The 24,754-nt window shown below is 60.1% G+C and carries 19 protein-coding genes and 1 pseudogene; 5 read left to right on the top strand and 15 right to left on the bottom strand.

Features of this window, described 5'->3' with window-relative positions; all coding sequences use genetic code 11:
- Positions 1–44 precede the first annotated feature (44 nt).
- The 7 genes from HGP14_RS10610 to HGP14_RS10580 form a co-directional block, all read right to left on the bottom strand.
- Positions 45–2,234 carry an acetate--CoA ligase family protein gene (locus tag HGP14_RS10610; protein ID WP_246704420.1) on the bottom strand — a complete coding sequence of 730 codons (2,190 nt, stop codon included), beginning with the start codon at positions 2,232–2,234 and terminating at the stop codon, positions 45–47.
- Between the two features lie 96 nt (positions 2,235–2,330).
- The gene (locus HGP14_RS10605; protein ID WP_168829799.1) at positions 2,331–3,158 is read right to left on the bottom strand and encodes a p-hydroxycinnamoyl CoA hydratase/lyase; all 828 of its coding nucleotides are present in this window, start codon (positions 3,156–3,158) and stop codon (positions 2,331–2,333) included.
- 227 nt (positions 3,159–3,385) lie between these two features.
- On the bottom strand, positions 3,386–4,876 hold the full coding sequence (locus HGP14_RS10600; RefSeq protein ID WP_168829798.1) for an aldehyde dehydrogenase family protein: 1,491 nt from the start codon (positions 4,874–4,876) through the stop codon (positions 3,386–3,388).
- Positions 4,877–5,023: 147 nt separating this feature from the next.
- Entirely contained in the window at positions 5,024–5,800 is a 777-nt protein-coding gene (locus HGP14_RS10595) for an aspartate/glutamate racemase family protein (RefSeq protein ID WP_168829797.1), read from the bottom strand.
- Between the two features lie 446 nt (positions 5,801–6,246).
- Positions 6,247–6,852: a cupin domain-containing protein gene (locus HGP14_RS10590; protein WP_168829796.1), complete on the bottom strand. Its 606-nt coding sequence runs from the start codon at positions 6,850–6,852 to the stop codon at positions 6,247–6,249.
- Between the two features lie 114 nt (positions 6,853–6,966).
- Complete coding sequence (locus tag HGP14_RS10585) at positions 6,967–7,515, bottom strand: hypothetical protein (protein ID WP_205927116.1); 549 nt, start codon at positions 7,513–7,515, stop codon at positions 6,967–6,969.
- Between the two features lie 73 nt (positions 7,516–7,588).
- The gene (locus HGP14_RS10580) at positions 7,589–8,416 is read right to left on the bottom strand and encodes a p-hydroxycinnamoyl CoA hydratase/lyase (protein ID WP_168829795.1); all 828 of its coding nucleotides are present in this window, start codon (positions 8,414–8,416) and stop codon (positions 7,589–7,591) included.
- Between the two features lie 548 nt (positions 8,417–8,964).
- Here HGP14_RS10580 and HGP14_RS10575 point away from each other — a divergent pair.
- From HGP14_RS10575 to HGP14_RS10560, 4 genes are all read left to right on the top strand, one after another.
- Positions 8,965–10,044, top strand: a complete 1,080-nt coding sequence (locus HGP14_RS10575; protein ID WP_168829794.1) for an ABC transporter substrate-binding protein — start codon at positions 8,965–8,967, stop codon at positions 10,042–10,044.
- Positions 10,045–10,187: 143 nt separating this feature from the next.
- A complete protein-coding gene (locus HGP14_RS10570) occupies positions 10,188–11,939 on the top strand; it encodes an ABC transporter permease (RefSeq protein WP_246704419.1) in 1,752 nt (583 codons plus the stop codon).
- A gap of 19 nt (positions 11,940–11,958) precedes the next feature.
- Positions 11,959–13,083, top strand: coding sequence for an ABC transporter ATP-binding protein (locus HGP14_RS10565; RefSeq protein ID WP_168829793.1), 1,125 nt, complete (start codon positions 11,959–11,961; stop codon positions 13,081–13,083).
- Between the two features lie 83 nt (positions 13,084–13,166).
- Positions 13,167–14,081, top strand: a complete 915-nt coding sequence (locus HGP14_RS10560; RefSeq protein WP_168829792.1) for a LysR family transcriptional regulator — start codon at positions 13,167–13,169, stop codon at positions 14,079–14,081.
- Between the two features lie 267 nt (positions 14,082–14,348).
- On the opposite strand, the gene HGP14_RS10555 is transcribed toward HGP14_RS10560, so the two are convergent.
- The 5 genes from HGP14_RS10555 to HGP14_RS10535 all read right to left on the bottom strand — a co-directional run bounded on the left by HGP14_RS10555 (position 14,349) and on the right by HGP14_RS10535 (position 20,146).
- The gene (locus HGP14_RS10555; protein WP_168829791.1) at positions 14,349–15,098 is read right to left on the bottom strand and encodes a hypothetical protein; all 750 of its coding nucleotides are present in this window, start codon (positions 15,096–15,098) and stop codon (positions 14,349–14,351) included.
- A gap of 84 nt (positions 15,099–15,182) precedes the next feature.
- A complete protein-coding gene (locus HGP14_RS10550; protein ID WP_168829790.1) occupies positions 15,183–16,253 on the bottom strand; it encodes an ABC transporter substrate-binding protein in 1,071 nt (356 codons plus the stop codon).
- 191 nt (positions 16,254–16,444) lie between these two features.
- Positions 16,445–17,599: an ABC transporter ATP-binding protein gene (locus HGP14_RS10545; RefSeq protein ID WP_168829789.1), complete on the bottom strand. Its 1,155-nt coding sequence runs from the start codon at positions 17,597–17,599 to the stop codon at positions 16,445–16,447.
- A 49-nt stretch (positions 17,600–17,648) separates the two neighbouring features.
- Entirely contained in the window at positions 17,649–19,418 is a 1,770-nt protein-coding gene (locus tag HGP14_RS10540) for an ABC transporter permease (RefSeq protein ID WP_168829788.1), read from the bottom strand.
- Between the two features lie 386 nt (positions 19,419–19,804).
- Positions 19,805–20,146, bottom strand: coding sequence for a hypothetical protein (locus tag HGP14_RS10535; RefSeq protein WP_246704418.1), 342 nt, complete (start codon positions 20,144–20,146; stop codon positions 19,805–19,807).
- Here HGP14_RS10535 and HGP14_RS35485 point away from each other — a divergent pair.
- Positions 20,081–20,449, top strand: a pseudogene (locus tag HGP14_RS35485) (DDE-type integrase/transposase/recombinase); the annotation flags it as partial. The gene HGP14_RS10535 and the pseudogene HGP14_RS35485 sit on opposite strands and share 66 nt — an antisense overlap.
- Positions 20,450–20,457: 8 nt before the next feature.
- On the opposite strand, the gene HGP14_RS10525 reads toward HGP14_RS35485, so the two are convergent.
- From HGP14_RS10525 to HGP14_RS10515, 3 genes are all read right to left on the bottom strand, one after another.
- Positions 20,458–21,255, bottom strand: coding sequence for an ATP-binding cassette domain-containing protein (locus HGP14_RS10525; protein WP_168829785.1), 798 nt, complete (start codon positions 21,253–21,255; stop codon positions 20,458–20,460).
- On the bottom strand, positions 21,248–23,503 hold the full coding sequence (locus HGP14_RS10520) for an ABC transporter permease (protein ID WP_168829784.1): 2,256 nt from the start codon (positions 23,501–23,503) through the stop codon (positions 21,248–21,250). Before HGP14_RS10520 ends, HGP14_RS10525 begins: the two co-directional genes overlap by 8 nt.
- Before the next feature lie 78 nt (positions 23,504–23,581).
- A complete protein-coding gene (locus tag HGP14_RS10515; protein ID WP_168829783.1) occupies positions 23,582–24,664 on the bottom strand; it encodes a substrate-binding domain-containing protein in 1,083 nt (360 codons plus the stop codon).
- Positions 24,665–24,754 lie beyond the last annotated feature (90 nt).

The following is a 24,754-nucleotide window of genomic DNA, read 5'->3' as shown; positions in this document are numbered from 1 at the left end:
TGTTCCAATAGAGCAGACAGGCTGCGCGAGCCTAAAACCGCTGGTCATTTCCGCAGGACGACCAACCCGTCGAGAGCTACGCCTCCCTTGGCCGACAGCAAGAATGGGTTGACGTCGATGGAAGTGATCCGACCTCCCGCATCGAACATCAGCTGGGAGAGACCCACCAGTGCTTTGACCACCGATTCGGAGTCGCAGGCCGGTCGCCCGCGGTAACCTCCCATGATGGTGCTGATACGCGTTTTTGCGATAAGCTGACGCGCCTGCTTTTCGTCGAGCGGGCAGCCTGCCAGGGCGACGTCGCGCGTGAGTTCGATGTCGATGCCACCGGCACCGAACATGATGACCGGGCCTACTTCCGGATCGAGCGAAGCGCCGAGGACGAGTTCCAGACTGCCTGACGCCTGTTCGGCAACGAGGATGCCGTCAATGGGCGGCTTTTGCGGCAGGCCTTCCGCCACCGCGATCAACCGATCGAAGGCCTCCGCGACCTCCTTGGCGGAGTTAAGGCCGACGATGACGCCGCCGACATCCGATTTATGCGGAAGAGCGCTGCTGACGATCTTGCCCACGACCGGGAAGCCGATCTCCGCAGCGCGCGTGGCAGCCTCCTCCGCGGTGGCGCACAGATATTCGCGAGGAACGGCAATTCCGTAGTCTCGGAGCAAAGCTTTAGACCGCACTTCATCGATGACCGGGCCGATCCTGTCCTTGGCAAACGATTGCAGATGGCGGTCGGCCGGATTGTTCGCTGCCGGTTGCGCCGTCCGCGTTGGCGACGGCCTTGTGGTCGCGTAATCCATGATAGAGCGCACCACTTTGAGCGACTTGTCGATTTCATGCAGGAAGGGGACATGCGGCAGGGATCGCCGCAATTCCCGGCTGTAATCGGTCATGGCATAGGACAGCATGCTGACGAAGGCGATCGGCTTGGACGCCTTGGCTGCAATCGCCTCGACGTCGGCGAGGTTCTTGAGCTTTCGTGTCGAGCCGTCGTCACGCGGCAGTTCTTCCTGCAAAAGCAGCATGTCGACATTGGAATCGGCCAGAATGGTTTCGATCAACTCGACATAGGCCGTGGGCTTGGTCAGAGCGGCAAAACCTCCGTCCAACGGATTGCCCAGAATGCTGCCGACGCCCAGGATGTTGCCCATGGCCTCGTAGGTGGCGGGCGCCAGATCGGCGAATTCGAGGCCGTGGCCCCGTCCGATGTCCAGCATCAGTCCGCGCATAGCGCCGGAAAACGTGATGGCACCGAGTTTCTTGCCAGCCGGCAATTTCGCGTGGGCGAGGAGTTCTATGGCCTCGACGGCGCTATCCAGATTGTCGACACGGATCACGCCGACCTGACCCGCCACCGCGTCGAAAGCTTGCATGGATCCGGCCAGTGCCCCGGTATGAGCCTGGGCCGCCTCGCGGCCGATATCAGAGACCCCGAGTTTCATGACGACAACGGCCTTACCGCAGGCCCGAGCCGCTCGGCACGCCTCCAGGAAAGGCTCAGGCTTAGACACAGCCTCGAGATAGGAGAAGATCACCCGTACATCCGGGTCGGAAGCGAAATGCTGGATGTAATCGGCAGTCGACAGGCCCGCCTCATTGCCGCTGGACACGATCGCGGAAACATCGATCCCGCGATCCTGCAAGGCGCGCTTCATTGCTGTGGCAAGTCCACCCGATTGACTGATGATGGCGACTGGGCCTGGCGTCAGGAGCAGCGGCCGGTCGTCAGGAATGGTGACCAGTTTTGCTTTGGCGTTGAGGTTGCCGAGACAGTTGGGACCTGAAACGGCTAGCCCGGTCTCCTCAATCACCTTTTTCAGACGGGTCGCAAGATCGACGGATGCGCTGTCGGTGAGCTCATCGAAACCCGAGGTCATAACCGTTGCACTGCGGGCGCCAGCCTTGGCGGCATCCAGCAGCACGTCCGGAACGGCGACTGCCGGCACGAGCACGACCAGATGGTCCGGTTTTTCCGGAAGGGACGCGCAGTCGGGATAACAGCGGACACCCCACACTTCCTCCCGGCTGGCATTGATCGGATAGACATTGCCGGAAAACCCATACCGATGCACGTTGCGCCACACCCGCTCGGCCCAGTTACCCGGCTTTTCGCTTGCTCCTACAATCACGATATTCTTCGGGTTCAGCAGCGCGTGCACCCCGGGGTGTCCGGTTGATTCCATCTCCCCAGAGACCCAGGATGCTTCGATCTGGATTTTGTTCTGCGACATTACCTTGTTGCCTCACCTTGATTTTATTGCGGATGTTCTTCGCGGTATGCTGCAGGCAGGGAGCCGAAGACCGAACCTGTCCGTCTGCCCACTGACCTAGCGCTTGTAGGCTCCCAGGCCGGGCTTGTAGGTCTTATCATCGAGAAATTGGGACATTGCCTTCTTACGGCCGCCCTCGGGATCGGCGTATTTCAACGCGTCGCTCTTTGCGTTGAGATAATCGAAAGCCTGTTCCCTCGACATCGAGCGCACGGCGCGGATGGCCTCCTTCGTGTAGCGCAGCGCCGCGGGGCTTTTCGCTTGCAGGCTCTTTGCCAGCTCAAGGACGGTGGGCTTCAGATCCTGGAGCGGAACCGACTTGTTGACGAATTTCATTGCGGCGGCTTCCTGGCCGCTGAACTGTTCGCCGGTGGCGGAATAGTAGATCGCATCCCGATAGTTCATCACCTGAGTGATCGCCCAGGCGACCAGTCCGCCTGGAATAATGCCCCAGTTCACCTCCGATACGCCAAAGGTCGCGTCGTCAGCCGCGATCGCAAAATCACAGGCGATGACCGGCGTGAAACCACCGCCGAAACAGTAGCCGTGCACCATCGCGATGGTCGGTTTGGGGAAGTTCGAGAGCTTGTCCCAGCGCCAGGAATGGGCCGCACGACGGGCGCGGGCACGGGCCTTCGGATCGTCTTCGGTTCCGCGGAAATACAGCTTCAGATCCTGCCCGGCACAGAAGTTGCCGCCCGCTCCCGATAGGACAACAACCTTGGTTGCGTCGTCTTCTTCAGCCCACTCAAGCGCTTCGCACATGTCCAGGTGCAATTGCGGGCTCATCGCATTCCGCTTTTCAGGCCGATTCAAGTAGATGAAAGTCGTGCCGCCCTCGCGCTCAACCTTCACGTTCTCCAAGGTAATTACGTCGCTGGTCATATCTGCTCCTCCATAATTGCTAGTTCTGCCGCGACCAAACCGGGGCGGTGCTTCAGTGTGAAGCCGCTCGGAAAGCCTTGGGCTGTTTCAAGAGTTGCGCATACCTCTAGGCCTTCCTTGCAAGCCAGTCCTTCAACAGGCAGGAGCGAGATTGGAACAACCGAAATGCCTTAAGGTCCGGACACGATCGCCGTCTCGGCCGCTTCAAGCCTGCCCATCAGACAAGGCTAATATCGTACGTTGACATTCTTCTCCTGCACGAAGCTCAGAAGCTCATCCAGGGAGTGTTCCTTGCCGAGCCCGCTGCTTTTCATCCCCCCGAACGGAGCACCCTTAAAACGCTTGTTACCGTGGCCATTGATCCAGACATAAGCGCATTCGATATCGTCCGCGAAGCGCATCGCGGTGCTGATATCGTTTGTCCAGATGTTGGCGCAAAGGCCGAATTCGGAATCGTTAACCTCCTCCAGCATCGTTGCTTCGTCGGTCCATTGGACGACGCTCATCACCGGGCCGAAGATCTCCTCCCGCTCGATTGTCATTCCGTGCTTCACCCCCGTGAACACCGTCGGGTCGATGAAATAGCCGGACTTGAGTTCCGCCGCGGCCGAATGCGTGCCGCCCAGCGCGATGCTGGCACCTTCCTTGCGGCCGCTTTCGATGTAACCCATGACGCGATCGTAATGACGACGGGTGACGACGGGCCCCATCTGGGCATTTTCCAGTTCCGGCAGGCTGACTTTGATCTTCGACGCCAGTGTCAGGACGGCTTCCATGAAGGCGTCGTGGATTTTTGCATGCACGAAGACCCGTGAATTCGACCCACAGGACTGGCCCTGTGAGCGGGTGAAATTCATCCCGGAGACCGCGGCGGCAGCGGCTTTCTCAATGTCGACATCGGGGAAGACGATAAGCGGGTTCTTGCCGCCAAGTTCCAGACTCACCGGCTTTATCCCCGCGCTGGCGAGGATGCTGCGCCCCACTTCGACGCTGCCGGTGAAGGCCACCCGGCGCACATCGCGGTGGCTCGCAAGCGGCGCGCCGCAGTTGGGTCCGTCACCGACGACGATGTTCACGACGCCCGGGGGAAGGTGCTCCTCGACGAGCCGCCCAAGCAACATCGCTGAAAGCGGCGTCTGCTCGGCGGGCTTCAGCACTACCGTGTTTCCGGCAACCAGCGGAGGCGCGATCTTTCCCGCCGCAAACGAGATCGGATGGTTGAATGGAATGATGCGCCCGACCACGCCGAACGGAAACTGCCGCGTGTAATTCAATCCTCCGCCGGGCGTCGGAATCGTGCGTCCCTTCATTTCCATGCCCAGTCCGCAGAAATAGTCGTGCAGTCCGGCGCCCTTGTTGGCGTCGTCGATCATGGCCGGCAAGGGATTGCCGCTGTCCAGGGTGTCTAACATCCCGAACTCTCGCGCCCATGCCCGTATCCCATCCGCGAACCGCTGCAGATACTTTGCGCGCTCGTCGACATGCAGGCGGCTCCACGCAGGAAATGCCGCCTTAGCGGCTGCGACGGCATCCGCCACATCCTCGGCATTCGCAGCCGGCACTTCCGCCAGCGGCTGGTCATAGGCCGGATTAAAAGTCACTGCACGCTTGCTCGAGCGGGCTTCCACCCATTTGCCTCCGATCATCATCTTCCAGCCGTGGGTTTCCCTCTCGGCCATTTCCATGACTTTCGATGCGAATGGATTTGCGGTTTTCATGGGTCCTCGACCTATTGCAATTGAATAGCGTTCTATGGTTTTGGTTGGACCTACGCATGCGAATTGTCATGCGCAGGTGCGTCGAGCGCGCGTGTCACGCGCGATCAAAGAGTCTCGCTGCTCTGCAAGCTTCCTTAAAGTTGAGACTTACATGCGGCCGACGAAATCGTCCGAACTTATGCTCGCCTTGGGATATGTCTGAATGCTCTGCGTCAGGCCCTGCTTGACGCACATCTCGGCGAAGCGAATTCCGATCGCCTTCGTGTTGACAACCTGAACTCCCGTTGTCTTCGAAAGCTCTTCGGGGCTGACTACATATGGGATCAGCGCGCCGCCGAGCGGAATAATGATCTCGGCACCATCTTCATCGACCAAGGAGCGGATCAACCTTTCGGTGATGCCGTATATCTCCTGCTTGCGCTGCTGGATATCGCTTCCGTAGATGCCGATCGGCTTGATCGAGCTGACGAATGAATCCAGCCCATAGCCGCGCAGAATCCGCCAGGTATAGGGGACGTGGGCGGCAAGGGGGACGGTGATGCCGACCTTATCGGCCAGCGTCAATGCAGCATGCATTGACGCCCGCAACAGGCCGATGACGGGAATGTTCACCGCCAATCTGCCGCCGTCCACCCCAGGATCGAAAGTGTTGCTCTGAATGACTGCATCATAGCCATTTTCGGCGGCCCAAAAGATCTTCCGGATTATCGCCGGCGTTTCCATCATGTGATGGAGACCGTTCAACACACTTTGGTTGCCGATTGTCTCGAACATCTTGGAGCCTTCGAAATCGTCGGGAAATCCGATTTCGATCTTGGTGCCCGGTGAGGCATATCCGTTCAGAAGGCGTTCGATGCCTTCAACGTCATATGCGGGGCTCTTTCCTTTTGCGCGCGGCGCCTGATTCAAAAATAAAATTCGCATTAGGTCCTCCCAGGACATTGGAGATCGAATCGCGAGCCAGGACAATAAGGCTCATGTGAAACACCGTTTTTCCAATCTGGAATATCCGTGGCCGAAGGGATCTTACTGAAGAGACGGATGAAACCGTTGGTGTCGATGAGAACTGCGCATCTGGCGGACAGGTTTTTCGCTTGGATGGTCATTTCCATCAACTCGCCCTTCAAGCAACGACGCAGACAGACCTGCATTTGGTGTCAGGTCGTGCCAAGCATCTGAACAAACACGGTAATTTCGCCGGGGTATCGAGTTATCATTGCCGGCTATGTATTAGCTCACGTGGCGCCGTCGCAAAGGGAGAAGGCACGGCTCCCCTAATCCGACCTTGTCAGTCATCCTCGGGCATCCCTTGCACGCAGTATTTAGCCGGCGTGCAGTTTCTGGGCAGGTCCCGTCATATGCCGTTGGGACTATCTGGCGCCGCCACGCAGATAATCTCTTATGTTTTCAGTCGTCAGCACGACGGAGGCGTCATATTCAGGCGAGTCTTCGATCTGCTCAAGGTCATTGAGGCCCGAATGCTTGAAGATGCGATTGATAGCCGAAATGAGCCGCGCCGGCTTCGATTCATCGGCGTTGAAATGCTGGTGGATCGTGTTCGGCGGGATGTAGATGACGTCGCCCGCCTCCCACTCAAACCGCTTGATCTCATCCTGCGGCTTCCAGAAATACGTGTCAGTGATCTCTACGTCGCAATCCTGATGGAGGTCGTAGCCGCGCCCTTCGACAACATAGAGGCATTCTTCCGCCAGATGCCGGTGCTTGCCTGACCAGCTGCCGGGCGGGATGATCTGCATATAGGCGTCGACCGTTTCCATTCGCGTGTTCATCTGCTCGTTGATCAGATGCTTGAGCAGGCCCTGGCGCGACATCTCCCACGGCATCTCTGCCGGACGCACGATCTTCTTGCGAAGAGCGTTGCGCGCCGGCGCCTCGGTGGCATCGTCGAGCAACGCCTGGTAGAGCGCCTTGTTGTCCCCGCCCGCGATCCATCGCGTGCTCTCGCCCCACGCCATCTCAGTATTCCTCACCGTGGTTGAAGTTTTCTTCCTCCTCGCGCACTACAAAATCTTCGCCTCCGGGCGCAGGACTGGTGTGGCGCGGCTCGACGGTCTTCTGGAACAGCATGTTCATGAACAGGTACATCGGCTTGGTCTTGATAACGAGAGCCCGCGCCGGCTTGGTGTCAGAGGCGTTGAAATGCTGGTGCACGCAGTTGTTGTGTACGATCGCGATGCGCCCGCAGTCCAGTCGTAGCGGATGTTGTCGTGGACCTCGTAGCCGTCCCCGTCGAGGATGTAGAAGGCGGCCTCGTTGACATGACCGTGCTTCTGGCTCTTGCCGCCTGGCCCGTATTCCTCGAGATGCAGGTGGAAGGTCTGGGTGATGCCGTGCTCAGGCTCGACATAGTGGCGGCTGTAGGCCTGCGGTCCATCGACGAACTTAATATCCCTGGCCTTGCGCACACGCGGCATGGCGCGGAGACGGTTCAGTTCTTCGGTCAGATTGTACGCGCCTTCGATCGCGCGCACGAACACACGATCCTTCTTCGAGTGATAGTACCCCGCAGGGCCTTCGGCATCATGCGTATCGTGGTGATCGTCCATCACGTCTCCAACTTCTCTGCTTCCCTGGCGTCTCGTATCGGCCGTGTCACCATCCACCGGGTCTATTTCCATCGCTGCCTTCTAAAGCGGCTTCGAAGTACAATGACCTCTTGATGGAATCCCGTCGCCGTTATCCTTCAAACCTTCAGCGCTTGTAGGCTCCCAGGCCGGGCTTGTAGGTCTTGTCATCCAGAAATTGGGACATCGCCTTCTTACGGCCGCCCTCGGGATCGGCGTATTTCAGCGCGTCGCTCTTTGCGTTGAGATAATCGAAGGCCTGTTCCCTCGACATTGAGCGCACGGCGCGGATGGCTTCCTTGGTGTAGCGCAGCGCCGCGGGGCTTTTCGCTTGCAGGCTCTGCGCCAGCTCAAGGACGGTGGGCTTCAGATCCTGAAGCGCGACTGACTTGTTGACGAATTTCATTGCGGCGGCTTCCTGGCCGCTGAACTGTTCGCCGGTGGCGGAATAGTAGATCGCATCCCGATAGTTCATGACCTGAGTGATCGCCCAGGCGACCAGTCCGCCTGGAATAATGCCCCAGTTCACCTCCGATACGCCAAAGGTCGCGTCGTCAGCCGCGATCGCAAAATCGCAGGCGATGACCGGCGTGAAACCACCGCCGAAACAGTAGCCGTGAACCATGGCGATGGTCGGTTTGGGGAAGTTCGAGAGCTTGTCCCAGCGCCAGGAATGGGCCGCACGGCGTGCGCGGGCGCGGGCCTTCGGATCGTCTTCGGTTCCGCGGAAATACAGCTTCAGATCCTGCCCGGCACAGAAGTTGCCGCCCGCTCCCGATAGGACAACAACCTTGGTTGCATCGTCTTCTTCAGCCCACTCAAGTGCTTCGCACATGTCCAGGTGCAACTGCGGGCTCATCGCATTCCGCTTTTCAGGCCGATTCAAGTAGATGAAAGTCGTGCCGCCCTCGCGCTCAACCTTCACGTTCTGAAGCTCGATTACATTCTGAGACATCGCATTCTCCATACCAGCAATTCTTCGTTATGGGCCTTCAGCTGCGAAGCTGGATCTAGGTCATCGAAAAACGTGAGGCCAAAACCAAACGACCAGCGTTCCTCTCGCAGCAGTTGCTCGGCGGCACTTCTGTCAAAGGATCAATTCCGGTGGAAGCGCACCAACGGAATGATGGAATTGCCGATGAGGAACGATGCCGGCCAAAACCCTTTACGTTCCGCTCGAACCCGTAATGACGATCAGGAATAATGGTCTTTCCCGACATACGGCTTTACTATGTGCGGATGGAGACGTTTCATTACCTCATGGCGTCGATCGAAGCCTAAAAATGCGACTGTGACGGAGGGAGGAGACTTGGTCACACGCATGCTCTGCCTCCATCAAACGCCGTCGTTGCGACGGCGTAACCAGACGGAGGAGGCTAATGCCCAGAGCGGTATTCGGCTGGCACCTGAGAAGGAGGAGGCTCGGCCTCGCAATGAATAGGAATCGCGTCGCCGCCTGAAGGCGACCAAAAAATTTGCGACAGTTACAGAGCAGGATTATTCATGATCAAGATAGGCAGAACGAGCGTGCTTACGCTCGGCGTTCTGGTGGCGGCGCTTGCCGTTACCGCAGTCCGCGCAGAGGACATCGATAAGATCGCCCATCTTTCCGGGCCAGACCGCCAGAGCATCCTCGAAGAGGGAGCGCGCAAGGAAGGTTCCGTCATTCTCAGCACTTCGCTTATCGTGGACCAGGCGGCGCGACCACTGGAGGAGGCGTTCGAGAAGAAATATCCCTATATCGACCTCCAATTCTCGCGCAACGATTCCCAGCAGATCATCCAGCAGGTCTTCGCACAGGCGCGCGCCGGCGTCAGCGAAGCCGACGTCGTCGTGGCCAGCACTTCGGCCGCGCTCGCCAAGGCCGGACTGCTGCAGTCGTTCGACTCGCCGGTGCTTGCTGAATACCCCGCTGAATTCATCCAGAAAGACCATCTCTGGGCCTCTATCCGCTTCACCTACACCGGTATCGGCTACAACACCTCCCGGATTTCGGAAGCGGAGGCTCCCAAGACATGGGAAGATCTGCTCGATCCGAAGTGGAAAGGCCGCATGGTCTGGACCGACAGCCAGGAGACCGGCGGGCCGCTGGTGATCAACTATCTCATCAAACTCTGGGGCAAGGAGAAGGCTGAGGCGTATTTCGACAAGCTCGCCAAGCAGGACGTAGCCGCTCTGACCGGAAGCGTCCGGGCGGCTCTGGATCAGGTGATCGCAGGCGAGCACGACATATTGCTGTCGGCCGCTCTGCATCATGTGATCATCAGTCATGAAAAGGGCGCCCCGGTCTGGTTCGTCTCGCCCAATCCAACGCTCGCTCGCCCGGACCATATCCAGTTGCTGAAGACGGCGCCGCATCCACATGCCGCAATGCTCTTTATCGACTTCCTGCTCTCCAAGGCGGGTCAGCATTTCCTCGCTGACGCAAACTATATCCCGGCGCATCCCGACGTCGCACCGCCAGAGGCGCAGCGGCCGACCGTACCGGCCCTGAACGGCCGCGACATGCTGCTGGTTACGCCGGAGGATTCGCAGCAGATGCAGGCGGACACGATGGAAATATTCAAGAAGACCTCGCGCTGACCAAGGGCCGGGCTGGCGCGCCGTGCCACCCGCTGAACGAAGCCCCTGATCGCATGACCATTACCGGACGTGGCCAAGCGCCGCGTCCGCTTCTCAGCCGCACCCTTCACAGAGTGCCGACAGCATTATCGGGACGCCGAAACATGGCAATGCAGAATACCGACATGAGCAATATCGCTCCCGCGATGATCCTACCCGGACATAGCCGGCGGTGGGCGCCGCCGCCGCCAAGTGTGATCGTGCTGATGATCATCCTTGCCGTCCTCGTGCTCCCCCCCGTTGCCTATCTCATTATCTCCAGCCTCTATACCACCACCTTCCTCGGCTATTTCGACGAGTTCACTTTCGCGCACTTCACCGGGATACTCGACAACCCGCGCTTCTTCGCCAACCTTCTCAATACCGCGATCTATTCCGTCGGCGCGGCGATCGTCGCCATTGTCATCGGGGTTGTGATCGCCTGGATCGTGGAACGAACGGATACGCCGCTGCGGCGCTATATGATCGTCGTGTCGGTCGTCTCGCTCGGCACACCGCACGTTCTTTACACGGCCGCTTGGCTGCTCGTGCTCGGACGGGCGGGACCGCTCAATGCGATCCTGATGGCGCTGACCGGCAGCAATCAGCCGGTTTTCGACGTCTACTCGATGGTCGGAATGATCCTGATCGAAGGCTTCATCTGGACGCCGCTTGCATATCTGCTCCTATCAGCGGTGCTGCGATCATCCGATGCGAGCCTTGAAGAGGCGTCCATGATGAGCGGTGCCGGAGTTCTCCAGACCTTCCTGCGCATCACGCTGAAGCTCTGCATCCCCGGTATTCTCGCCTTGATGCTCCTCGTTTTCATTCGTTCGTTCGAATCCTTCGAGGTACCGGCGCTGGTCGGACTGCCGGGCGGTGTCTCGGTGATCACCACCGACATTTTCGACGCTGTCAATTCGCGCACCCCGCCAGACTACGGGCAATCGGCCGCCTTCTCGGTGATACTCCTCTTGTTGGTGATGATCCTGCTGCGCTGGTACAGCCGCATCTCGCGCCACGCCGAGCGTTACCAGACGATCACCGGCAAGGGCTTCCGGCCACGGGTGATCGACCTCGGGCGCTGGCGCTACCTCACCGCCGCGATCCTCATCGGTTTTATCGGGCTCGTCATCGTCTTGCCGGTCGGCATGGTGCTGTGGGCGTCGCTGCTGCCCTATTACGACGGCATCAACGCCGCGTCGCTGACACGGGTAACCCTCCACAACTATGTCCTCGTCGCGCAGTCCTATTCGTTCCGAAGTTCGATCCTCAACACGCTGATCGTCGGCGTCGGCGCGGCCACGCTCTCCTCCGGCGCCGCCGCCTTGTGCGCGTGGCTCGTCGTCCGGCGCGTCCGCGGTGCGTGGCTGCTCGATCAGCTCGCCACCCTGCCGCTGATCTTTCCGTCGATCGTGCTCGGCGTCGCCTTCCTCCAGATCTTCCTGAATACACCCTTCGGGCTCTACGGCACGGTGCTGTCGATCGTCATCGCCTCGTTCGTCCACTACCTGCCCTATGGCATGCGCTATGCCTACACCGGTGCGCTGCAGATAAACCGGGAACTGGAAGAAGCATCCGGTGTCGCCGGCGCCCGCACGTGGACCACCTTCGTGCGGATCGTCGTGCCGCTGCTGCTGCCGCCGATCGTAACCTCCTGGCTGCTCATCTTCCTGCTGTCCGTTCGCGCGGTTTCGATGCCGCTGCTTCTCGCCGGGCCGCATTCGCAGTTGGTGGCCGTGACGCTGTTCGACCTCTGGAGCAACGGTCAGATTAACGAGCTGGCCGCCATGGGCCTCACTTGGATGGCGTTCATGACGGTGGTCAGCGTCATCCTCTATATTCTCTCGAGGCGCTTCGGCCTCTCCGTCCATTGATCGATCCTGGAGCGATGATATGTTGGCGCTGGAAAACCTTTACAAGCGATATGTTACCTCCGATGGCACGGCGGGCGGCATATTCGGCATCGACTTCGAGGTTGCCGAGGGTGAGCTCTTCACCCTCCTCGGCCCTTCCGGCTGCGGCAAGACGACAACGCTGCGGTCAATCGCGGGACTAGAGTTGCCGGACCGTGGAGTTATCCGGCTCGCGGATCGCAGCCTCTTCAACGCCGAGGCCGGCGTCTTCACTCCGATGTATGACCGCGACATCGGCATGGTATTCCAGTCCTATGCCATCTGGCCGCACCTTAACGTCTTCGAGAACGCCGCCTATCCGCTGCGCGTCTCGCGACGGAAACGCATGGCCGAAAGCGAAATCCGTAAGCGCGTCAGCGACGTTTTGGACGTGGTCGGCCTCGCCCGTTACATCGACCGCCCTTCGACTCAGCTCAGCGGCGGCCAGCAGCAGCGGTTGGCGCTCGCCAGGGCGCTCGTGCGCGAGCCAAAGCTAATGCTCCTCGATGAGCCGCTGTCCAATCTCGATGCGCAGCTGCGCGAGCAAATGCGAGATGAGCTGAAGCGACTCCAGAAGGAATGGGGAGTCACCTCAATCTACGTCACGCACGACCAGGCCGAAGCCCTCGCCCTCTCTGATCGGATCGCGGTGATGAACGAAGGACGCGTCGTCCAACTCGGAACTCCGAAGCAGATTTACCACGAACCCAACAGCGAGTTCGTCGCCAACTTCATAGGCAAGAGCAACATGCTGAGTGCCACCGTGCAGAGTGCGCCGGCGTCGTGTGATATTGGCAGCGTCATGATACCGATCGGGCCACTCCGCTGCCGCTTCCGCCATCCGGCCGCGGTTGACGACAGCGTATCGATCGTGGTGCGCCCGGAAAGCATTGCGCTCAGCGCTTCGTCACCCAAAAAGATCGATGGCGCCAACCGGTTCGAAGGAACGGTGCTCGGCGAGACTTTTCTCGGCGAACTTCTGGAGTATAAAGTGGTCATGGGACACGATCTCAGCCTCACGGTCCGCTGCGCACCCGTGGCTGGCGTGGACGTCGGCTCCACTGTGACGATCTGTCTGCCGGAGACCGCGACGGTCGCGCTGCCCTCGGCTGCCTCCCGGGCGTAAGGGGTCCGGCGCCGTCACAGTCCGCGGCGTTGTGACGTTGTCGATGCTACCCGAGGCCGAGGACAGAGAGAAAGCAGCCGGGTTTGATATACGTTCGAGACCTTCAGCTCTTCATCAAGGTGGTGAATCTTGGTAGTTTTTCCGCCGCCGGCAAGGCCCTCAACCTCTCGGAATCTGCGGTTAGCAAGAGCATTGCCCGGCTGGAGCGTTACCTCGACGTCAAGCTGATACACAGAACAACCCATACACTGTCCATCAGCGACGCTGGCCAGGAATTCTACAACGGCTGCGTCCGCGGCTTGCGCGAGATCGAGCAGGGTCGCGCTGCTGCCGACTGCCTCAGTATAGAGATGAAGGGCGACATCAGAATCCATTCGTCGCCCGGCGCCGGCCAGATCCTGGTCTGGCCCCTGATCCTGGAATTCATGAATAGCCATCCGGACATCCGGATCGAGATGGTCTTCGGCAAGCCGGGCCTCGACATGATCGAGCACGACTTCGACATCGGCTTTCGCACCAATGACTTGACGCGCGAGGGGAATCCGGGATCGCCCAACATCCGCCGCCGATCGCTCCGGCCGGTTCCGTACCGGATCGTTGCGTCACCCGCCTATCTGGAGCGTAAGGGCCGTCCGGAGCGGCCCGAGGATCTGCTCGACCACAATTGCCTGGTGCTACTCAACCAGCCTCAGTCAGATGAATGGAGTTTTGCCGATGGCGACGGGCAGAAGCTACTGCGCGTCAATGGCGCCTTGCGGTCAAACAGCCCGCTGGTCATCCGGGAGGCGGCGACGAACGGCTTCGGCGTCGCGCGGATGCTGAACTTCGCCGCGGACGATCTGATTGCCCAAGGCGCGCTGGTGAGCCTGTTCGAAGACCGAATCATCACCGACCAGCAACTACAGCTCCTGTTCCCGAACTTCGAGAAGCTGCCGACGAAAATACGCGTACTCATCGACTTCTTGGTCGAGAGGCTATCAGTCGGACAGTCGGGATAACGAGCCGAGGGGATGCATCCGCATTCGAATCTTCGGTAGCCTCGACATAACACTGCAACTTGCCGATCGTGTTGCCGGCGTGCTTAACCTCGATCTCAAGGATTTCCACGGCCCGTTCCGGTCGCCGCCGGCACCCGCCGATCAGTTGCTCGTCCGCCGGACTGAGCGAAGCCAGCCAGCCGTCGTTTTCGCTTCGCTCAGTTGGCCATCAATCAGCATCCGGGAAACCAAGAAATCAGCGGCTGGCAGTCTCACGCAAAAGTGCACTCAGACGCAGGCGCCACTCGCAAGGAGCTTGCCGTGGCCCTCTACCGGCTCCCTCACGTCTAGTATGCTCAAGACGTTCCATTGCATGGCCGTCTGATTGCAGATCGCCGGCTTGCCGAACTCTTCCTCCAGCTTCTCCACGACCGGCTGCGAAATCCAGGCGCCCCCGCCGATGTAAAGGCCGTCGGCTTCGGGGAATTGCTCAAAGGCTCTCCGGCCGAGTTCATAGGCCAATTCCATGCTGTTTTGCGAGCGCATGCGCACGAAATCCTTCGGTGCCATGGACTGGCTGGAAACGCCGGCCATGGAAACCCCTTCGCGAGCCATGAAAGCGCCGAGCGACGCATTCATCTCGTCCGTCCACTTGTTGGCGACGACGACGTTACGCAGACCGAGGTGCCGCATCGCTGCAGTGACGTTGCCCACCTGAGAGACCGCAGGCACGCCCGCGCGCGCCGAGATATGATCCATCAGCCGGTCGTGGCCCTCGATGCCGATCAGGAGCGGCAGCGGAACGCCCGCCATGACAATGATGTCGACGCCGCGCTCCGTCAGGCTGTCGACCAGCCTGTCGACGGGTTCGTACACGCGCTCCACATCCTCCTTGGAGAATTCCCCGAGACCGACCGGCGTCATCACCATCATGACGCCGGGTGGTGCGAGGCGATAGAATTCATATGGCTGATTGTCGATAACAGGTAACGGCGCCAGATACCCGATCTTCTTGCGCGGAACGAATTCTTCGAACACTTAGCTGCTCCTTGGAGACACGAAACAATAGCATGAACCCGCCCATCGCAGGTGTGGCCGCCGCGTCGCGGCGGCCGTCAATCATCACTGGCCGGACCGCAGGAAGACCTCCTTGAAGAGGGCGGACCACTCCTCGAACTCCTGTATGTAGTTCGGCCGGTTGGAGAGATAGATCTTCTCCTTCGGAGATGTTCCCGTCTGCATGTCGGTGCGAGGCGACGAATAGCCGAGCGTCTTGTACATTTCCTGCCCCTCCTTGGACATCAGGAAATCTGCAAAGAGCATCATCGCATGCGGATGCGGGGCCCGCGAAGCGAGTGCGACACTCGTATCCGTGACGGTGACCGGTCCGAGCGCGCGCCATGCGACGGGCGCCCCCGCCTTTTGGCTCGCCAGAATGTGAGAGTCGTAGACATTCGGTGATATGGCGACCTCGCCGGAGACGAGCAGGTTTGCCAGTGCGCGGCCCGTCACCTCATAGACCCGGATATCCTGCTTTTTGAGCTGACGCACGAAATCAGTTCCCTTGGAGATCACAAGGGAGCCAATCCAGTTTCCGGTGGTTGAGAGCGATCCGGAGACCGCCATCTTGCCCTTCCACTTGGGGTCGAGCAGGTCGTCGAACGTCTTCGGAACATCCGCTTCGGCAACGAGCTTGGTGTTGTAGCCGAGGACCGGATAGGATTCGCGCACGACGATCCAGTTCCCGTTCGTTTCCTTGGCGTTGTCGGGAAAGTTCGCTGCCTCGGGCGAGTAGAATGGCAGCAGTGCCCCGTTGTCGCGCGGCACGATCAGGCCGTAGGCCGATAGTTCGAAGCCATCGACGGCGAAATAGCCGGCACGGTATTCCTCGAAGACCCGACGGGCGATATCGGACGCGCTGGCGCGCAACTGCTCGACGGCAATAAAAGGGTATTTTTCATGGAACTTGGCAACGAGCGGATCGATCTGCGTGCCAGTCGTATAGATCACCAACTTGCCCTCGGCCTTCGCGCCGGCTTCGAGCATCGCCTGGCGGTCTTCGCCATGGTAGTTGGCCACCTCCTTCACCTTATCCGCGTCCTGCGCCCAGGCCGGGGCGAGCAAGACAGACGCTGCAATCAGGACACCGGTGCCTAACGCGACCAAGGCGCGTCGGTAAGCGAATGTGAACATCGATTCCTCCATGGGTTGGCCGCTTTCGCCTGCGCGGAAGCCGCAGTCATCAGTTGCTCCGGCATCGGCCTCCCCCGCCGCTGCCGGCTCCGGGAACAGACCCGGCTGAAATTCGGCCTAGCGGCCATAATTTATGCACGACCTTTCCGGGCGGGCCGTCCGAGACTCAGATTTCCGAGCGGTCGGGCACCTCAGGCGCTGACCGCCTCGACACGCTTCGTGCTTGACGCTGCATCCTCCGGCAGAAGGACACAGCGATGGGCCGGAAGTTGCAGCCGGATGGTATCGCCCACCTTCGACACGAAGTCCGGATGGGCTCTTACTTTGAATGCATGTCCGCCGATACGCGTCTCGATCTCCGTACATTCGCCCAGATAGGTGAGCCTCTCTACCCGAGCGACAACGGTGTTTTCACCCTCCACCGACCCCGCATGGGAAACGGATACGTGCTCCGGTCGCATGGCGACCAAAACCGGCGTTCCGCGCTCCGCAAGCGTGCCAGCCATGCATGACAGGATGCCGATGGGCGTCTCGACCCGGCGGGCCGCCGGCGCGTCCGCCGTTGCCGGGATGCGATCGAGCACCTTGCCGGGAATGAAGTTGGTCGAACCGATGAACTTTGCGACAAAGCGGTTGGCCGGCCTTTCGTAGATCTCCTTCGGTGAGCCGATCTGCTGCACCTTTCCGTCGTTCATCACCGCGATGACATCCGACAGCGCCAGCGCCTCGAACTGGTCGTGGGTGACATACAGGCTGGTGATATTCAGCTCCTGCTGCAGCCGTTTCAACTCGCTGCGCATGTCCTCGCGGAGCTTGGCGTCGAGATTGCTCAGCGGCTCATCGAGCAACAGCAGCTTCGGCCGGCGCACCAATGCACGGGCGAGCGCCAGGCGCTGCTGCTGGCCGCCCGAGAGCTTGACGGCGTCGCGGGAGGCGAGATGCCCGAGGTGGACGCGTTCCAGCGCATCGTTGACGCGCTGCACGATCTCGGCCCGCGGCGGCACCGGCTGTGCCACCTTGAGAGCAAAGGCTACGTTGTCGAAGACATTCATGTGCGGCCAGATGGCATAGGACTGAAAGACCATGCCGAAGTCGCGGCGATGCACGGGCACATTGATTCGCCGGGCCGGCGCGAACACCGTCGTGCCGCCGATCCGGATCTCGCCACGCTGGGCGTGTTCCAGACCTGCTATGCAGCGCAGCGTGGTCGTCTTGCCGCAGCCCGACGGGCCGAGCAAGGTGAACAGCTGCCCCTCCGCGACGCTGAAGGTCACGCCGTCGACGGCGTTGAACTTCGCACCGTCGCCTCCGGTGAACTGTTTGCTGACATTTGTGACTTCCAGCACGTGACTTTCTCCAGTTTCTGTGCGGCCGCGAGACGGCGGAGACGATGCTTCAGGCCTTCAGGCCTCTCTTTCCTGACAGGCGCATGAAGAATATGCCCATGACCGTGACGCCGATGCAGATGACGATGCTGAGCGCCGCCAGTTCAGGTATCTCACCATTGTTCCAGAGATCGAGGATCACGACCGAAGCGATCGAATTTCCGGGACCGGAAAGAAGGATGGCGGTCGAGAGATCGCGGATGGCATGCATGAACACATAAATCCATGTCGCCAGGACAGCCGGCATCGTCAGCGGCAGTACAATCTTGCGGAGTACGGTCCAGGGAGGCGCACCGCTCGCCCGCGCGCTCTCCTCCAGGTCCTTGTGGATCGTCAGTATGCCCGAATAACAGAAGCGCATGCCGAACGGCATGAACTTGAGGAGGAACGCGAGGACCAGGACCCAGATCGTGCCGTAGATCGGGATCCAGCGCGTCAGGAAGAGGGCCAGGATCATGATGGCTATGCTGGCGACGATACCCGGAAAGACAAGCGGCAGCGACGCCAGCACGTCGAGCGACCACCTCGCCGGATGACGGCTGCGGATCACCATCCAGGCGAGGAGCAAAGTGAAGCCGGCGACCACGGTAGCGCTGATCGAACCTATGACGACGCTGTTCCATATGCCGGACAGAATGTTGGCCCGGCTCCAGATGGAGATATAGTTGTCAAACGACATCGTCTGGAAAGCGTCGAGCGACGGCGAGCCGTAGAACGGCAGGAACGAGGCGTAGAGCATCACGAGCACAGGCATGGCCAACGAAAGCGGAATGATCAGCACGACGGCCGCGCAAAGCCATCTCCATCTGCCGAGTTCAATGCGCGCGGGACGAAAACCCTTGCCGGTCACGGTCGCATAACGAGCGCTCTCGCGCGTCGATCGGTAATACCAAACGAGCGGCAGGGCAACGACGCCCATCAGCAGCACGGAATAGGCCGTTGCTTCTCCGTAGCTCGGAACGAAGCCGGAATGCATGGCATGGTAGATCGCCGTCGTGATTGTCTCGACATGGCCCGGCGTGCCGATCAGGAGCGGGACCTCGAAGGATTCGAGCGAGCGGATCAGCGCCAGCAGGAAAACCGCCATGATGCTTGGCCGGGCGAGCGGCAAGGTCACATACCAGAGCATCTGCCAGCGGCGGGCGCCGCAGGCCGACGAAGCCTCCTCAAGCGACGGGTCCATCGCCATGAGCGGCGGCAGCGCCAAAAGGAATGCAACAGGCGTCCACAGGAGACCTTCGACGAAGATCATCCCGCCGGTGCCATAGAGATGAAGCGGCGCCGACTCGAGCCTAAAAGCGTGCATCAGCCAGATATTGATCAGCCCGTTGTTGGGGCCGAGAAGCATTATCCAGCCGATGCCTTTGACGATGAGAGGCGCGGCGAGAGATAGGAAGGCGCCGACATAGACTGTCTGGCGGAACGGCACGTTGGTCCTCACCACAAGCCAGGCGGCGCTGAAGCCAAGCACTATTGAGACGCATGACGAGCCGATGGAGAATATCAGCGTCGTCTGCCACAGATGCCAGCCGCTGAGCTGGAGGACTCTGAGGTAATTTCCAAAAGTGTAGCTGCTCTCGCCCAGCCGCTGGACTTGGAAACTTGTCTGCAGAAGGAAGATAAACGGCGGTAGGACTATGCTGGCCGTGACCGCGATGAGCACCCAAAGCCCAATGTTGCTCCAGTTGAAATTGCCGAACCAGTCGCGGCCCTCCTCCTGCGGCGCTTGCGTCAAGGCCATACGGCCAAGAGCGTGCGCCTTCATACGCTCATCAGTCACTTGCTCGATTCCCTCCCTGAAATCTTCAGTGCTTTTTTCTTGCTCGTATGAGCTGCAGAGTTTCGGGTCCTCCACCCAAGCTCGGGTAATTCTAAGATTTTTAACTATGGAGGCGCGCCAGGCGAAGCGCTATTTCGGAAAGACCATCTTTCCATCTAGGAACAAATCGTCGTGGGAAAAAGCCATTCCGGCTGACGTTGCCGACCTTGCAGCCTTTCGCAGCCTGCTAGGTGAAAGACACGGCTAGATTGGACGAACTGAAACAACATCGACTCCAGGCAAGGTCTATCCCAGGGCGGAGCCGACACGATGATGGGCGACATCGGCGGATCGGGATCTCCAGAAGTTGGTGGGCGCCGGCGAGCTGACAAAGCTCTCCGCGGCGTTTATATGCGTCCGAAAAACCCGCCTTCGGTCGCGCTTTGGCGAACGACCGCGATCTCGTTGAAGGTTAATGTCAGGTTAAGTCCGCAAAGAGCGGTTTCGGCCGGATGCTTGACTGGAATCGCTGTGCTCCTGGTGCTCGTGATGACGATGTCGAGCGTCCGCAATCGCTTCGAAGCAAGCATAGAAAGCGAGTGATCCTCGACGAGGAAGAAACCATCTGGCCGCATGCAGGGTAATGTCACGTTGACGATAGGTGAGGTCGTTTGCAGTAATCGATCATCGTGGTCCAGCGCACTGTCGGTTACAAACGCCATCGTTTGTCGTTCACGGCCATCGCGCATGCGGTCTGGCTCGACGTTCGGTTTCTGCTGAACCTGCGACTGGGTGGAGGAGATGCTGCCGGAACCCGGCATCATCGTTTCTTATGAGACGATCCGGTGCCGGGCGAGGACGTTCGGCCCGGAATATGCTGGCCGTTTGCGCGGAAATCACCGAGCCCCAGCGATGTCCGGCGTCTGAATGAAGTGGTCGCGAGGATTGACGGCCGTAAACATTGTCTGTGGCGGGCTGTCGATCAAGATGGCTACGTTCTCGACGAAATCGTTCCGAGCCGGCGCAACCCGAAGACTGCCAAGCGTCTGCTGCGAAAATACTAAAAGCTTTGACCCGTGATCCGCCGTGCGTCATCGGCTGTCAGCGCCTGTTCCCGCGTGCCCGAGACGATGATCTCGAGAACTTCATGCTCGTCGGTGTTCTTGACGTAGCGGTCGCCGACATATTCGCCGCGCTTCAGCACCATGACGCGGTCACCCACCGCGAAGATATCGACGAGGCGATGCGAGATGATGATCTGGGCAACGCCCTGCTTCTTTAGCTCCAGCATGGTTTCAAGCAGACGCTCGGTCGCCATCACGGAAAGGTTGGCTGTTGGCTCGTCGAGGATGACGACGCGCGGGTCAAAGGAAATCGCACGCGCGATCGCGACCGATTGCTGACGGCCGCCGGACAGACTTTCGACCTTCTGATAGACGGAATTCACATCGACCTTGAGCCGTTTCAGCACATGATCGGCTTCCGCATACATCTTCTTTCGGTTAACGAAGGGACCTTTCAGCGGCCAGCGGCCGAGAAAGATGTTCTGGCCGACATCCATGTTCCCGCACAGTGCGAAATCCTGGTAGATCATCTCGATGCCGGCGTCGCGGCTCTCGTGCGGGCTCTTGAAATGCACGGGCGTGCCGGCCACCAGGATCTCCCCGGCGTCGCGCTGATAGGCGCCGGTCAGTATCTTCATCAGCGTCGATTTGCCGGCCGAGTTGTCGCCGACCAGACCGAGAATCTCGCCGGGATAGAGCACGAGATCGACCTTGCGGAGCGCCTGCACCGCCCCGAAGGACTTCTCGATCCCTCGCATTTCGACGATCGGCTGGGATGGCGTCGCGTCAGCCATAGGAACTCTCCCGTATTCGAGCGCGTCCGGGCAGCCTGGCGCCGAGACGTGCGAAAATCTTGGCTTCGCGCACCCAGATGTCGATCAGCACCGCAACGATCAGGATAACGCCGATGAAGACGTTGATCCAATGCTGCGGCATGGTGAATCCCTGGACGTTGAGCTGCAGCAGCGCGCGGATGAGGGTGATGACGGCTGCCCCTGCAAGGGAGCCGATCATCGTGCCGTAACCGCCGAAGATCGAGCCGCCGCCGATGATGACGGAGGCAATGGCGTCAAGCTCGCGGAACTGGCCTGCGACTGGATTGAAACTGCGGAAATAGGCGACGTTGATGATCCCGGCCATGCTTGCGCAGAGCGCCGCCAGCATCAGCGCAATGAAGCGCACGCGGTTGGTATTGATGCCGGCATAGGCAGCGGCGCGAATGTTGCCACCCGTGGCACAGACTTTCATCCCGAACGGCGTAAAGGCGAGCACGATGCCCGCAAGCAGGGCGACAAGAAACATCCAGATCGTCTGGACGCTGACGACCTCGGCCACGCTACGCAGGATTCCGGGGGGCAGCGAAAAGCCAAGATGGACGAGCACGTCGTTCAACTTCCGGCCGAGGAGGTTATAACCCTCCGACCAGCCGGTCAGTTGCTGGCCGGCCACGAACCAGGCGGCAAGGCCTCGGGCGATGTAGAACATGCCGAGGGTTGCGATGAAGGCTGGTAGCTTGAACCCGACTGTAACGATAGAGTTGACCAGCCCGGCAATCATTCCCGCGAGCAGGCCCATTGCGATCGCGGTGAGCGGGTCGGCGCCGAGCACCTTCAGGAAATAGGCGGCGGTGCTCCCGGCCAGCGCGAGCACGGAACCGACGGAAAGATCGATGTCCCCGGCCGCGATGACATAGGTGAGCCCGACCGCAATCAGGGCCAGTTCGGTATAATTCAGCAGGATCGCGAAGGTGTTGGAGAGGTTCCACCAGTAGTCCGGCCTTAGTGCAAGGCCTGTCAGCCACAGCACCATGGTCAAGATAATGGCGAGTGCGTCGCGGCGCGCAAGGAATTTGCCAAGGCCGGTTGCCGACAGCGCCGCGTCGGTCGTCATCGCTCCCTTGGTCTGCACGCCTTCAAGCGCCACACCGCCCATCTCATAGGCCGGCGGCGGCGGCCGACCCCGGAGCCAAGCCCAGAAACGGCCCGCAAACTGGCGCCGAATGACGTGGGGCTCGATGAGGACGGCGATAACTAGAAGCAGGCCGAGGAAGATCAGCACTGCGCCTGCCGGCAGCGTGAACCTGGCATTGACTGTGACATTCTCCCCGTCGATGACGATGACGCGGGTGATTGGCCAACCTTCACGGAGCACCTTGTCGATCAGGACGACAACCGCAGCTCCAAGACAGGAACCGATCACACGGCCGCGCCCGCCAAGGATCGATGCGCCGCCGATGACGACGGAGGCGATGACGGTGAGTTCCCAGCTAACGCCGTAGAGTGGGGTCACCCCCTTGTCCTGCGCCGCCGACAGAAGCGCTGCCAGTGTCGCGCAAAGCGACGAGATCAGGTAGGCGCGGGTGCGCACCCAGCCCGTGGGGATACCTGCATAGACCGCCGCCTGCTCGTTGCCGCCGGTCGCCAAGGTCTCGTATCCCCAGCGGGTCTTGGCAAGCACGTAGGCGCCGACAATTGCGACGAGCAGGAAGATTACGATCTGGTTGTTGAATCCGAGTGCATTCGTTTCGCCCAAGTGGAAAAAGAGCGGCGCCTCCTTCGCCTTCTCGGAATAGTAGATCGCTTGCCCGTGCGTCAGCGCGAGCACGAAGCCGCGACCGATGAAAAGCATCGTCAGCGTCGCGATGAATGCCGGCACTTTCAGGACAGTCACCAGGACGCCGTTGATCACGCCGATCGCCGCGCCCAAAAGCAAGCACAGGACGATCGAGGTCAGGATGTCGAAGTCCAGAAAACTCGAGGCAAAAAGCCGAGCGAAAACCACGGCGACCAGGCCGTAGGTGGAACCGACTGAAAGATCGAGATCTTTGTTGGCGATGACGAAGGTCATTCCAACGGCGATGATCCCCACACGCGACGTGTCCCGGAGCAGTGCGTGCAGCGCCTCCGTTGACCCGAAGAAGGCTGGATTGACAAGAGCTCCGACGAGATAGAGCAGCGCGAGAAAGACGAGAAGACCGCCCTCCCAGCCGCCAAAAAGCTGAGGCGGCGCACGGCCGAGCGAAGTCGTCGTGGTGAGCGGCATAAGGTTCTCCGGTCGATCCCTGTATCGGAGGGCAGGAGGTCTGCGTCCTCCTGCCCTTATTCAGAGTTTCAAGCGCAATCAGTTCTCGAAGCGCTTGCCGACGTTTGCGACCGTCTCCTTCGTTACGAGCTGAGCGCGCGTATCGAGATTGGCGGCAGAGATGCCGCGATCGATCTGCAGATAAAGCTGCATGACCGGCCAGAAACCCTGCAGGAAAGGCTGCTGTCCAAGCGAACCGGTCAGGTTCCCGGCGGCGATGCCTTCTTGCTGAGCCGGGCCGAGATCGAAGCCGAAGGCGCAGATCTTGCCAGTCATACCGGCCTGTGCGACCGCTTTGACGAGCGGCGGTGTAAAGACGTTGTTGGCGGTGAAGACGCCGACCACATCACCGCGCGACTCGAACAGCGTAACAAGCCCATTGACCGGGTCGTTCGGATTCGTATCGATGCCGACATTCTCCGGGCCGGCGTCAACCTTGAAGGCGTCGAGCTTGCCCGCATCCTTCAGCGTCTTGACGATCGCATTGAAAGCGGAAGTCACGCGGTTGTTCACCTCGATGTTGCCCATCGCTGTTGAGGACGGCAGCACGATCGAGCCGCTGGTCTTGCCGCTGTCGAGCACGCATTTGGCGAGCGCTTCGCCGCCGATTGCCGCAGCCGATGCGTCCTGGCCGGTATGGCTGATGGCGCTGCGGTTCAGGAGGGTCGCGTCGAACGAGTTGGTCGTTGCGACCGGGATGCCCTTGGCCTCTGCGGCCTTGACGATATCGTTGTAGGCGCCGACCTGCGGCGTCGTCATGATAATGCCGTCGATCGTCGGATCCTGAACAATCTGGTTCAGGATTTCGATTTCACGCGCCGGATCGTCCACCGGCGACTCCGAGCCAAGCAGCAGTATCTTGGCGCCGATCATGTTGCCGGCAACGGTAGCGCCGACATAGACAGGGTCAAAGAAGCCGTTGCCTGCCGTATGCGTCACGATCGCAAAGGTCAAATGACCGTCGGCCGAATGGAAATCCTTCGTGCCGGGAGCCTCCTTGGCGGCTTCAGTGAAGTTGTAGCCGCCCACTGCTTTCTCGACGCTGCCCGATTGCGCGAATGCGTGAGACACCCCAAGCGATAACGCCGCGGCGGATGCCACGAACACCAAAATTCGCCTCATGATTGGTCCTCCCTAACCAATACGGAAGACATCCGAGCGTACTTACCGAATTGTTCGAATGCTCCCTCATGCCCTATTTTCTAATTTTCT

Origin of the sequence: Rhizobium sp. P32RR-XVIII (assembly GCF_012641395.1) — a bacterium.
GTDB lineage: Bacteria > Pseudomonadota > Alphaproteobacteria > Rhizobiales > Rhizobiaceae > Rhizobium.
This window is presented reverse-complemented; position numbering and strand designations above follow the sequence as displayed.